Raw genomic sequence first — 10,626 nt, 5'->3', positions numbered from 1 at the left:
GGCCCCGCCCCGAACGCCGACCGCACTGACGCCGGTCAGGTACCCGGCTGTGCCGGCGGATCCGGCACCAGGCGCAGGCCGGTGGGCCGGGCGGCCGCCAGATGGTCCTCCACGTCGGCGAACGCGTCGTCCAGCGCGGCCAGCAGGTTCGCCGTCGTACCGAAGAGGGCCCGGGTCCGCGGGTCGTCCACGGTGTCCCGGTCGTCGCGGAGCTGGTCGGCCAGCTCCCGCAGCCGCGCACGGGCCCGCGTCGCGGACCCGCGGGCGTCGGTGCGGCCGGTCGACACGTCGGTGCGGGTGTCGCCACGGGCCGCGGACGGAGAGTCGTCCACCGCGGTGCCTCCTGTTCCTGCGCGGCCGGTGCGCCGACCCGGTGCGGTCCCCGAAGTCGACACCGACCTGCCCGTACGCCGGGGTGTCGGCGCGGCCGGGATGCAGCCCAACGTACCTCCCCGGCCCGCGCGCGGCGCCGTCTTCGCCGCAGCACGGCCCGGACGACCGACGTGTCCGACGTCCGACCGGCCGACCCCCGTGTCCCGGCCCGGTACGCATCGCCCGACCGGTACGTCAGGCGCCGGGGCCGTACGCCGCGGCGATGTCCTGCGACCCGGACCACCGGCTGTACGTCGGCGACTGCGGCCAGCCCTCCGGCGAGTCCTGCCACTCCTCCTGCCGCCCGTACGGCAGCAGGTCGATGAGCGGGAACGTGTGCGTGAGCTGCTCCGTACCGCGGCCGTTGGTGTGCCAGGTGCGGTAGACGGTGTCACCGTCGCGCAGGAACACGTTCACGGCGAAGCCGCCGCCGGGAGGCGCGTCGACGTCGGTACCGAACGGGCTGTTCGCGGTGGAGTACCAGGTCATACGGTTCCCGACCCGCCTCTTGTACGCCAGCGCCTCGTCGATCGGCCCCTGGGTGACGATCACGAACCGGGCGTCGTAGTCGTCCAGGAACTCCAGCCGCGTGTACTGCGCGGTGAAGCCCGTGCAGCCCGGGCACTGCCACTCCTTGCCGGGGAACCACATGTGGTTGTAGACGATCAGCTGGGACCGGCCGGCGAAGACCTCGGCGAGCGTCACCGGCCCCTCCTCGCCCTCCAGCGTGTACTCCGGCATGGCGACCATGGGCAGCCGGCGGCGTTGCGCGGCGATGGCGTCCAGTTCCCGCGTGGCCGCCCTCTCCCGCTTCCGCAGCTCGTCGAGTTCCCTGCGCCAGGTGTCGGCGTCGACGACCGGCGGTCGCGCGGTGAGGCTCATGCTCTCTCCTCCAGGTCCGTGCCCGGTCGCCCTCTCGGCCCCGGGCGTACGCTGCTGTCGCAGCCTGCACCGGGGTAGACGAGCCGCGCGCGCCGAACTCATCGGTCGGCCGGGGGAGCCGCAGGAGAGCCGGAGATCAGGGCGCGTCCGGTCGGTTCCCGCGCGTCCGGCGGACCGCACACCGACCGAACAGTTCGGGAAAGTGCCGAGGAACGACGCCCCGCTCCGATCCGTACGGCCCTGGGCCAGGTGGCATCCGCGGCACCGTCATCGCCCGTACCCGGGTCGGGCATCGCCCGCGTGCCGCGGCCCGTCTTGACCGAATGTTCGCCGCCGCCGGCCCCCTGCCGGTCACAATGGATCGACCGCACGCCCGCGCGGCCACGGTGGCGGCGCGCGGCGACACCCGCCGGCGAACACCGTGATCCCGGCGGTACGGCACCGCCCGGCGAGGAGGGCGCGACCACGGAACCTGTTGCCGCACAACGGATCCCGTCCCGCCTCCGGAGGCGGCGGCGGTCAGTCGGCGGTGCGGGTGGCGAGCGCGGTGGCGGCGGCGTCGGCGAGGCGCGTGACGTAGTCGGCGGAGAGCGGGGCGCGCGCCACCGCGAGCCGCCAGTACAGCGGGCCGATCATGAGGTCGACGAGGAAGTCGGGGTCGGTGCCCGCGGGCAGCTCGCCGCGTCGGGTGGCGCGGTCGACGAGCAGCGTGCCGATGCCGTGCTGGTTGTCGCGCAGGGCGGTGTGCAGGATCGTCGCGATCGCCGGCGTACGCGCGGCTTCGGCCAGCAGGTCGGGCACGATGTGCGCGGCGAGCGGGTGGCGCAGCGCGTGCGCGGCGAGGGTGAGCACGGTCTCGATGTCGCTGCGCAGGCTGCCGGTGTCGGGCAGCGCGGTGATGTCGACCGCGACGGCGGACACCATGTCGATGACCATTTCGAGCTTGGAACCCCAGCGCCGGTACACGGCGGTCTTGCCGACGCCGGCGCGGCGGGCGACCCGCTCGATCGACATCCGGCCGTACCCGACCTCGGCGAGCTCGGCGAACACGGCGTCCCGGATGGCCTCGGTGACGTCCTCACGGAGCACCGCGGCGCCGGCCGGCGGGCGCTTCGCCCGCGGGCCGGAGCCCGCTGGCTGGCTCTTCGCCGGTTGCATCCGAGCAGCTTACCGCGACGACGATCCGGTTGCGTTCCGTCGTCGGACGTGCCTATCGTATCGAGACGACGAAACGGTATCGTTCCGACGTGGCAGCACGCCGGTCGCGTACGCCGGTGTCGTGTCGTACCGGGGGGTCGACACGCGGGACGGCCGTCGCGCCGGTTGCTGCGGAGCCCGAGCGAGGAGTACCGATGGGTGAGGGAGTTGAGCTGGCTGTGACCGATCTGTCGGCATCGGCGCGTGCGGCCGGCGGTGCCGGGGCGGCCCCGCCGCCCGACACGACCGACCTGTCGGAACTCGCCCGCAGATACGGGCTGGGGGTCAGCGGCGCGCGCCCCGGCCTGATCGAGTACGCCCGGCAGGTGTGGGGGCGCCGGCACTTCATCGTGACGTTCGCCTCGTCGAAGCTCGCCGCGCAGTACACGACGGCCCGGCTCGGTCAGCTCTGGCAGGTGGTGACCCCGCTGGTCAACGCCGCCGTCTACTTCCTGATCTTCGGCGTACTGCTCGGCACGCACCGCGGCATCCAGAACTACATCGCGTACCTCTGCGTCGGGGTGTTCATCTTCAACTTCACGCAGCAGGCGGTGCAGTCGGGCACCCGGTCCATCCCGGGCAACCTCACCCTGATCCGCGCGCTGCACTTCCCCCGGGCCTGCCTGCCCGTCGCCGCGACCATCTCCCAGTTGCAGCAGCTCGTGCTGTCCATGGTGGTACTGAGCGGGATCGTGCTGCTCACCGGCGAACCGCTGACCTGGCGCTGGTTCCTGGTCATTCCGGCGATCCTGCTCCAGTCGATGTTCAACGCGGGGCTGGTGCTGATCGTCGCCCGGCTGGCCGCGAAGACGACCGACCTGTCGCAGCTGGTGCCGTTCGTGATGCGCGTCTGGATGTACGGCTCGGGCGTCTTCTACAGCACGGCCATCTTCTCCCGGCACGCCCCGCACGCCGTGTCGACGCTCCTCAACGCCAACCCGGCGTACGTGTTCATCAGCCTGATGCGGCGCTCGCTCATGTCGTCGGTACCGCGGGACATGGTGCCGGGGCACCTGTGGCTCAAGGCCGTGCTGTGGGCCGTGGTCGTCGGCATCGGCGGGTTCGTGTTTTTCTGGAAGGCCGAGGAGGAGTACGGCCGTGGCTGACTTCGACGACCCCACCGTCATCGTCGACGACGTCCACATCGTCTACCGGGTGTACGGCGCCAGCGGCAGCCGGAACTCGCCGGCCGCGGCGTTCAGCCGGATCGTACGGCGGCGGCGGCCCCCGTCGATGCGCGAGGTGCACGCCGTACGCGGGGTGAGTTTCGTGGCGCACAAGGGCGAGGCGATCGGCATCGTCGGCAGCAACGGTTCCGGCAAGTCCACGCTGCTGCGCGCGATCGCCGGCCTGCTCCCGCCGCACACCGGCAAGGTGTACACGAACGGGCAGCCGTCGCTGCTCGGCGTGAACGCGGCGCTGATGAACGACCTGACCGGCGAGCGCAACGTGGTGCTGGGCTGCCTGGCGATGGGGATGACCCCCGCGCAGGTGAAGCAGAACTACCAGCAGATCGTCGACTTCTCCGGCATCAACGAGCGCGGCGACTTCATCTCCCTGCCCATGCGCACGTACTCGTCGGGCATGGCGGCGCGGCTCCGGTTCTCCATCGCCGCCGCCAAGACCCACGACGTACTGCTGATCGACGAGGCGCTGGCCACCGGCGACGCGTCGTTCCAGCGGCGCAGCGAGGAACGCGTGCGGGAACTCCGCGGCCAGGCCGGCACCGTGTTCGTCGTCAGCCACCAGAACAAGACGATCCGCGACATGTGCGAACGTACGATCTGGCTGGAGTCCGGTGTGATCCGGATGGACGGTGACACCGAGGAGGTCGTCGCCGCGTACGAGGAGTTCTCCGGCCGGCGCAGCTGACCCGCGCCCCTTCCGTCGAGCGTCGCGAAACCGTTGCGCCGCAACGTGATCGAGCGAGCGGGGCGACCGCGAACGCGGCGGAACGGGGGCTAGCCGGCGAGGGCGGCGAGGGCGCGGGTCAGCTCGTCGCGGTCCGGGAAGCCCAGGCCGACCAGCGTGACGTGCCGCCACCGGACCGTACCGTCCGCGTCGACGAGGAACACCGAACGGCGCAGCCCGAGCCCGGGCACGGCGATCCCGTACCGGCCGGCGACCTGGCCGGTGGTGTCGGACAGCAGCGGGAAGCGGATGCCGCGCTTCACCGCGAAGCTCTCGTGGCTGTCGAGGCCCTGCCGGCTGATGCCCCACACGTCGGCGCCGAGGTCGGCGAACCCGGCCAGGCCGTCCGAGTACGAGCAGAGCTGGCGGGTGCACACGGGCGTGTCGTCACCCGGGTAGAACGCGAGCACGACCGGCCGCCCCCGGTACGCGGAGAGCCGGTAGTCGGCGCGGTCCACCTGCGCCTCGCCGTCGCCAGGTCGGAGCAGGACGCCGGGCAGCTCGAAGTCCGGGGCGGCCGTACCGACGGGAGGGGGCTTGGGCATCGGTGGCGTTTCCCTTCGGTACCAAGGACTGCGCGGCATCCCGATCGTAGCCGCGGCAGGGTGCGGTGGACCGGGTGAGGAGGTCGGCCGGGCACGTCGCCGCGGCCCGAGGACGGTCAGGACGCGCGGAACGCCCGCCGGTACGCGCCCGGTGTCGTACCCACCCGGGCCAGGAACCGGCGGCGCAGGTTGACCGCGGAGCTGAGGCCGACCCGGGTCGCGACCGCGTCCACCGGCAGGTCCGTCTCCTCCAGCAGGGTGCGGGCCGCGGCGACCCGCCGGGCGAGCAGCCACGCGCCGGGACTCGTACCGAGCTGCTCGGTGAAGCGGCGCGCCAGCGTACGGCCGGAGACGCCGAGGCGGGCGGCGAGATCGTCCACGGACAGCGGTTCGCCGAGGCGGGCGCCGGCCCAGTCGAGCAGGTCGTCCAGCCCCTCCCCGGCCGGCGGCGCCACCGGCACCCGACCCTCCTCCCGGTACGGCAGCACCATGTGCCGGGCCAGCCGCGCGGCGTACGCGGTGCCGTGGTCGCGGCCCGCCAGGTGCAGGCACAGGTCCAGCCCCGCGCCCGCGCCGGCGCTCGTCGCCACGTCACCGTGGTCCACGAACGACCGGTCCGGTTCCACGCCCACCCGCGGAAACTCCCGCCGGAACTGTTCCGCCCGCGCCCGGTGCACCGTCGCCGACCGCCCGTCCAGCAACCCGGTACGCGCCACCGCGAACACTCCGGAACAGATGGACACCAGCCGGGCACCGCGGGCGTGCGCGCGCAGCAGCGCGTCGCGTACCCGGGGCGGCAGTGGGGACTCCACCGGCAGCCAGCCCGGGACGACCACGGTGTCCGCGGACTCCAGCGCCGCCAGGCCGGCCGGCACCGACATCGCGTACCCGCTGGTCGTCGGCACCAGACCGGGCGTCTCGGCACACACCGCGAACTCGTAGTGCCGCGGCACGCCGGCGCGTTCCGTGCCGAACACCTCGACGGCGCAGCCGAGCTCGAACGTCGACTGCACCGGCCGGACCAGGGTCACCACCCGATGCATGGCAGGAAAGTACCCCAGGGTGGCGGGGCGGGCTCTGTCCGGCCGTACCGCGCGCGGGGCACCGTGGCAGGCATGCACCCGGAGATCCTCGCCCAGCCGGGCTACACCGCCAGTACCGTCGACGACGCCCCGGTCCGGGAACTGTTCCCCGGGATCCGCGTCCGCCCGCTGTGGCGCGGGCCGACCGGCGCGCACGCCGACGTCCTGGAGATGGACCCGGGCACCTCCTGGCCGCACCGCGACGTGCACGAACCCGGACCCGAGGAGGTCTACGTCGTCGCCGGCACCTTCCACGACGGCGCCCGCGACCACCCCGCCGGTACCTTCCTGCACGCGCCCGCCGGCAGCTGGCACGTGCCCGCCTCCACGACCGGCTGCACGCTGTTCCTCTTCTACCCGGAGGGCTGACGGCGTCAGTGCGCGGTCCAGGCGCCGTCCACCGGCAGCACCGCCCCCGTCAGGTACGACGCCGCCGGACTCGCCAGCAGCAGCGCGGCACCGGTCAGCTCGTGCGGCTGCGCCCACCGACCCGCCGGTACCTGATGGTCGAGGAAGTCGCGGACCCGCGGATCGTCGTCGACCCCCTCGTTCAGCGGCGTACGGAACGGGCCGGGCGCCAGCGCGTTGACGCAGATCCCGGTGCCGGCGAGTTCCACGGCCAGGCTGCGGGTCAGCTGCACCACGGCGCCCTTGCTCGCCGCGTACGCCGAGCGGCCGGCAGCACCGACCAGCCCGAGCGCGCTCGCCAGCGTCACGATCCGCCCGTACCCGCGGGCGCGCATCACCGGCACCGCCGCCCGGCACGCCAGGAACGTCCCGACCACGTTCACGTCCAGGCAGCGGCGCAGCGCCGCCACGTCCAGCTCCGCCAGGTCACCGCGCGCCTGCACGCCCGCGCTCGTGACCAGCACGTCCAGCCGGTCCCCGACCGACGCGACCGCCGCCGCCACCGACCGTTCGTCGGTCACGTCGCAACCGACGCCGGTGACGGGACTGCCTGTCTCGTCGGCGATCCGGGCCGCCTCCGCGGCGCACGCGTCCGCGCGGCGGCTGGCGAGCACGACCCGCGCTCCCGCCGCCGACAGCGCCGCGGCGATCGCCCGACCCAGCCCGGCCGAACCACCCGTGACGAGCGCGACCTGCCCGCTCAGGTCGAAGTCCGCCATCCCGTACCCTCCCCCCGGATTACGCTGCCCCGCAAGCGATCCGGTCCACATCGCCACTCGTACGCCACCAGCGTCGCACGCTTCCGTTGGCAGGCGCCGCAAGGCAATCACGCCGGTACGGCGGCGCGCGGCGTCGACGCCAGAGGTGATGCGCCAGTACCGGTGGCGGCAGGCGCGGTCCCGTGGGGCGCGGAGCTGACGCGGGTTCTCAGCGGTCCCCGGCCCAGTCGGTCGGCAGGCCGAACGTGTCGTGCAGCCCGGCGGTACCGGCGGCGGTGAGTCGGACGACGCGGCGGGCCCGCCCGCGCCGGAGCCAGTCCAGGTCGAACAGCCGCGCGGCGAACGCACCCCCGAGCGCGCCGGCCAGGTGATGCCGGCCCTCGCCCCAGTCCACGCAGTACCGGATGGTGGGGCGGCGGCGGGGGAACTCGGCGGGGTCGATGCCGAACGCGACGAGGTCGTCCCGACCGGCCGCGGTGATCCGGTAGGAGGCCCCGTCGTACGCGAGGGTGCGGTGGTCGACGAGCGCGGCGAGCAGCGCGACGCCGAGCCGGCCGGCGAGGTGGTCGTAGCAGAGCCGAGCGCGCAGCAGGGCCTGCGCGCGGACGCTGCCGCGCAACGTACGCACCGGCAACGGTCGGGCGATGCGGGCCAGTTCCTCCAGCGCACGGGCCACGTCCGTACTGGCGAGGCGGAAGTAGCGGTGCCGGCCGTCGTGCTCGACGGTGAGCAGCTTCGCCTCGCGCAGCTTCGCCAGGTGCGCGCTGACCGTGGAGGCGCTGACGCCGACCTCGGCGGCGAGCGCGCTGGCGGGCAGGACGCCGCCGCCGGCGAGGGCTTTGAGGATCGCGGCGCGCGACGGGTCGCCGATCGCCGCCGCGACGTGCGCGATGTCGGTCTCGGTGGCCAGCGGCCGCCCGTCCGCGCGTCCCATGGCACCCCTTCCCTTGGCACCCCTTCCCATGGCATCAGGGTAGAGCGACGACACTTCGTCGTTCGGCGTAGTGTTCCGGCCGGACACTGGGGCCATGACGATCACGACCGGCCCCCGTACCGGACGGGCGGTGTCCGCCGGGCTGCTGCCCCTGGTGGCGGTGTGCCTCGGATACTTCCTGGTGATCCTGGACGTCACGGTCGTCACCGTCGCCCTGCCGACGATCGGTACCGAGCTGGGCGGCGCGGTCACGGCGCTCCAGTGGGTCGCCGACGGGTACACGCTGGCGTTCGCCGGGTTGCTGCTGTTCGCGGGCGGGCTGGGCGACCGGTTCGGCAGCCGGGCGGTGTTCCTGGTGGGGTTGACCGTGTTCACGCTCGCCTCGGCGGCCTGCGGGCTCGCGCCGGGCGCCGGCACGCTCGTCGCGGCGCGGCTGGTACAGGGGGTGGGCGCGGCGCTGATGGTGCCGGCGTCGCTGGCGCTGCTGCGGCACGCGTACCCGGACGCGGCGGCGCGGGCGCGGGCGTTCGGGATCTGGGGCATGGTCGCCGGGGTCGCCGCCGCCGCCGGCCCGGTACTCGGCGGCGCGCTCGTGTCCGCCGTCGGCTGGCGCGCGGTGTTCGCGGTCAACGTGCCGTTCGGGATCCTGGGCGTCACCCTCACCCGCCGGTACGTGTCGGCGCCGGCGCGGGTGGCGGTGCGCCGCGGGCTGGACGTACCGGCGCAGGGGGCGGGCGCGGTGTGTCTCGCCGCGCTGACCGCGGCGCTGATCGAGGCGGGCGAGCGCGGCTGGACCTGTCCCGTCGTCCTCGCCCTGTTCGGTACGGCCGCGCTCGCGCTCCCGGCGTTCGTCCTGCTGGAACGGCGGGCGCCGGCGCCGATGCTGCCGCTGGCCCTGTTCGCCGACCGGCGGTTCGGCGCGTCCGCGGTCGTCGGGATCCTGCTCAACCTCGGCTTCTACGGCCTGCTGTTCGCCCTCCCCCTGTACTTCCAGCGCACCGTCCACCTCGGCCCGCTCGGCACCGGGCTGGCGATGGCGCCGATGGCGCTGATGCCGGTCGTCGCGTCACCGCTCGGCGGCCGGCTCGCGGCGCGGCGCGGACCGCACGTACCGATGGCGGCCGGGCTCGTACTCGGTGCGGTCGGACTCGCCGGGTGGCTGGTGGCCGGCACCGACACGGCGTACTGGGTGCTGGTCGCGCCGCTCGTCCTCACCGGGTTCGGTACCGGGTTCACGATGCCGGCGGCCACGGCGGCGATCATGGCGGCGGCGCCTGCCGACCGCGGCGGCGCGGCGTCCGCGGTGTTCAACGCCGCCCGGCAGACCGGCAGCGCACTCGGTGTCGGGCTCGTCGGCACCCTCGTCGCCACCGATCCGGTCACCGGCCTGCACATCGGCGTACTCGTCGGCGCCGCCGGCTTCCTCACCGCCGCCGCCACGACCCTCGCCACCTTCCGCCGCACCTGACCGTTTCGCTTGCGTACCAAGGGAAACGGGTGGGTCAGCCGGCGGGTGGGCCGAGGACGGTGGCGAGGCGCAGCACGGTGTCGCGTACTCCGACCAGGTGCCGTACCCGGGCGAAACGGTTGACGCGGCGGGACATGGCGGCCATCCGCTGGGTGGGCCGGCGCCGCCGTTGGTCGTACGCGGCGAGCCCGGCGGACGGTTCGCCGGTGGCGAGGCATTCGGCGAGCGCGGCGGCGTCGATGATGGCCTGGCAGGCGCCCTGACCGAGGTCGGGGGTCATGGCGTGCGCGGCGTCGCCGAGCAGCACGACCCGCCCCGCCACGTACGACGGGAGGGCCGGGGTGAGGTCGGACAGGTCGTGCACGAGTAGCGCGCCGGGGTCGATGCGGTCGAGCACCCGGGGCACCGGGTCGTGCCAGTCGCCGAACACCCGGCGCAGCTCGGCGAGGTCGTCGTCGGGCCGCCACCCCTCCGGCACGGTACGCACGGCGTAGAAGTTGGTGCGGCCGTCGACCTGCGGCGTGCACCCGAACCGCGCGCCGCGTCCCCACGTCTCGCCGCCCTCGGCGATGGACAGATCGACGACGCCGCGCCAGCACAGCCATCCCGCGTACCGGGGACGCGACGCGGTGCCGAACGCCGCGGTCCGGGTGACGCTGCCGATCCCGTCCGCCCCCACGACCACGTCGTACTCGTCGGCCAGGGCAGCGGGATCCGTGACGCCGCAACCGAACCGTACGGTCCCGGCGGGGAGCGCGGCGGCCAGCAGGGCCAGCAGGTCGGGCCGGCTCACCAGCCGGACGGACTCGCCGTACCGCTGCTCGATGCGGGTCATGTCGAGCGTGGCGATGCGCGTGCCGTCGGGCCGGTAGAGCGCGCCGCCGGGTTGCGGCTGGCCGATGCTGCGCGCGTCCACGCCGACGGTGTCGAGCGCCCGCAGCGCGGCGGGCCAGATGCCGAGCGCGGTGCCGGTCGCGGGCAGCGCGTCGGCCCGCTCGTACACGTCGACGTGCCAGCCGGTACGGCGGAGCCCGGCCGCCGCCGTCAGTCCACCGATGCCGCCGCCCACGACGGCCACCCTCCGTGCCATACCCGCACCGTACTACAT

The 10,626-nt window shown here is 74.2% G+C and carries 12 protein-coding genes; 4 read left to right on the top strand and 8 right to left on the bottom strand.

Annotated elements, in window-relative coordinates:
- Positions 1-35: 35 nt before the first annotated feature.
- From Aru02nite_RS02740 to Aru02nite_RS02730, 3 genes are all read right to left on the bottom strand, one after another.
- A complete protein-coding gene (locus Aru02nite_RS02740; protein ID WP_203654547.1) occupies positions 36-332 on the bottom strand; it encodes a hypothetical protein in 297 nt (98 codons plus the stop codon).
- A gap of 235 nt (positions 333-567) precedes the next feature.
- On the bottom strand, positions 568-1,254 hold the full coding sequence (locus tag Aru02nite_RS02735; RefSeq protein WP_203654545.1) for a DUF899 domain-containing protein: 687 nt from the start codon (positions 1,252-1,254) through the stop codon (positions 568-570).
- Between the two features lie 519 nt (positions 1,255-1,773).
- Complete coding sequence (locus Aru02nite_RS02730) at positions 1,774-2,412, bottom strand: TetR/AcrR family transcriptional regulator (protein WP_203654544.1); 639 nt, start codon at positions 2,410-2,412, stop codon at positions 1,774-1,776.
- A gap of 194 nt (positions 2,413-2,606) precedes the next feature.
- Here Aru02nite_RS02730 and Aru02nite_RS02725 point away from each other — a divergent pair, with 194 nt between their 5' ends.
- Positions 2,607-3,557 (top strand): ABC transporter permease, encoded by a 951-nt coding sequence (locus Aru02nite_RS02725; RefSeq protein WP_203654542.1) that lies wholly within the window; start codon positions 2,607-2,609, stop codon positions 3,555-3,557.
- Positions 3,550-4,323, top strand: a complete 774-nt coding sequence (locus Aru02nite_RS02720) for an ABC transporter ATP-binding protein (RefSeq protein WP_203654540.1) — start codon at positions 3,550-3,552, stop codon at positions 4,321-4,323. Before Aru02nite_RS02725 ends, Aru02nite_RS02720 begins: the two co-directional genes overlap by 8 nt.
- An 89-nt stretch (positions 4,324-4,412) precedes the next feature.
- On the opposite strand, the gene Aru02nite_RS02715 is transcribed toward Aru02nite_RS02720, so the two are convergent.
- Positions 4,413-4,907, bottom strand: a complete 495-nt coding sequence (locus Aru02nite_RS02715; protein ID WP_203654539.1) for a peroxiredoxin — start codon at positions 4,905-4,907, stop codon at positions 4,413-4,415.
- Positions 4,908-5,023: 116 nt separating this feature from the next.
- The gene (locus tag Aru02nite_RS02710; protein WP_239076326.1) at positions 5,024-5,950 is read right to left on the bottom strand and encodes a GlxA family transcriptional regulator; all 927 of its coding nucleotides are present in this window, start codon (positions 5,948-5,950) and stop codon (positions 5,024-5,026) included.
- 72 nt (positions 5,951-6,022) lie between these two features.
- Here Aru02nite_RS02710 and Aru02nite_RS02705 point away from each other — a divergent pair, with 72 nt between their 5' ends.
- A complete protein-coding gene (locus Aru02nite_RS02705; RefSeq protein WP_203654538.1) occupies positions 6,023-6,358 on the top strand; it encodes a cupin domain-containing protein in 336 nt (111 codons plus the stop codon).
- 5 nt (positions 6,359-6,363) lie between these two features.
- Here Aru02nite_RS02705 and Aru02nite_RS02700 read toward each other — a convergent pair whose 3' ends face one another.
- The gene (locus Aru02nite_RS02700; RefSeq protein ID WP_203654537.1) at positions 6,364-7,116 is read right to left on the bottom strand and encodes an SDR family NAD(P)-dependent oxidoreductase; all 753 of its coding nucleotides are present in this window, start codon (positions 7,114-7,116) and stop codon (positions 6,364-6,366) included.
- Positions 7,117-7,324: 208 nt separating this feature from the next.
- Positions 7,325-8,050 (bottom strand): ArsR/SmtB family transcription factor, encoded by a 726-nt coding sequence (locus Aru02nite_RS02695; protein WP_203654536.1) that lies wholly within the window; start codon positions 8,048-8,050, stop codon positions 7,325-7,327.
- Positions 8,051-8,144: 94 nt separating this feature from the next.
- Between Aru02nite_RS02695 and Aru02nite_RS02690 the strand changes: the two genes are divergently transcribed.
- Positions 8,145-9,518 carry a DHA2 family efflux MFS transporter permease subunit gene (locus tag Aru02nite_RS02690; protein WP_203654535.1) on the top strand — a complete coding sequence of 458 codons (1,374 nt, stop codon included), beginning with the start codon at positions 8,145-8,147 and terminating at the stop codon, positions 9,516-9,518.
- A gap of 34 nt (positions 9,519-9,552) precedes the next feature.
- Here Aru02nite_RS02690 and Aru02nite_RS02685 read toward each other — a convergent pair whose 3' ends face one another.
- Positions 9,553-10,608 carry an FAD-dependent monooxygenase gene (locus Aru02nite_RS02685; RefSeq protein WP_203654533.1) on the bottom strand — a complete coding sequence of 352 codons (1,056 nt, stop codon included), beginning with the start codon at positions 10,606-10,608 and terminating at the stop codon, positions 9,553-9,555.
- Positions 10,609-10,626: the final 18 nt, after the last annotated feature.

This window comes from Actinocatenispora rupis (genome assembly GCF_016861975.1).
GTDB lineage: Bacteria > Actinomycetota > Actinomycetes > Mycobacteriales > Micromonosporaceae > Actinocatenispora > Actinocatenispora rupis.
This window is presented reverse-complemented; position numbering and strand designations above follow the sequence as displayed.

Coding starts and splice junctions, on each gene's coding strand:
- Aru02nite_RS02710 (WP_239076326.1), bottom strand. CDS start 5,950: ATGCATCGGGTGGTGACCCTGGTCCGGCCGGTGCAGTCGACGTTCGAG.
- Aru02nite_RS02735 (WP_203654545.1), bottom strand. CDS start 1,254: ATGAGCCTCACCGCGCGACCGCCGGTCGTCGACGCCGACACCTGGCGC.
- Aru02nite_RS02715 (WP_203654539.1), bottom strand. CDS start 4,907: ATGCCCAAGCCCCCTCCCGTCGGTACGGCCGCCCCGGACTTCGAGCTG.
- Aru02nite_RS02705 (WP_203654538.1), top strand. CDS start 6,023: ATGCACCCGGAGATCCTCGCCCAGCCGGGCTACACCGCCAGTACCGTC.
- Aru02nite_RS02725 (WP_203654542.1), top strand. CDS start 2,607: ATGGGTGAGGGAGTTGAGCTGGCTGTGACCGATCTGTCGGCATCGGCG.
- Aru02nite_RS02695 (WP_203654536.1), bottom strand. CDS start 8,050: ATGGGACGCGCGGACGGGCGGCCGCTGGCCACCGAGACCGACATCGCG.
- Aru02nite_RS02700 (WP_203654537.1), bottom strand. CDS start 7,116: ATGGCGGACTTCGACCTGAGCGGGCAGGTCGCGCTCGTCACGGGTGGT.
- Aru02nite_RS02730 (WP_203654544.1), bottom strand. CDS start 2,412: ATGCAACCGGCGAAGAGCCAGCCAGCGGGCTCCGGCCCGCGGGCGAAG.
- Aru02nite_RS02690 (WP_203654535.1), top strand. CDS start 8,145: ATGACGATCACGACCGGCCCCCGTACCGGACGGGCGGTGTCCGCCGGG.
- Aru02nite_RS02685 (WP_203654533.1), bottom strand. CDS start 10,608: ATGGCACGGAGGGTGGCCGTCGTGGGCGGCGGCATCGGTGGACTGACG.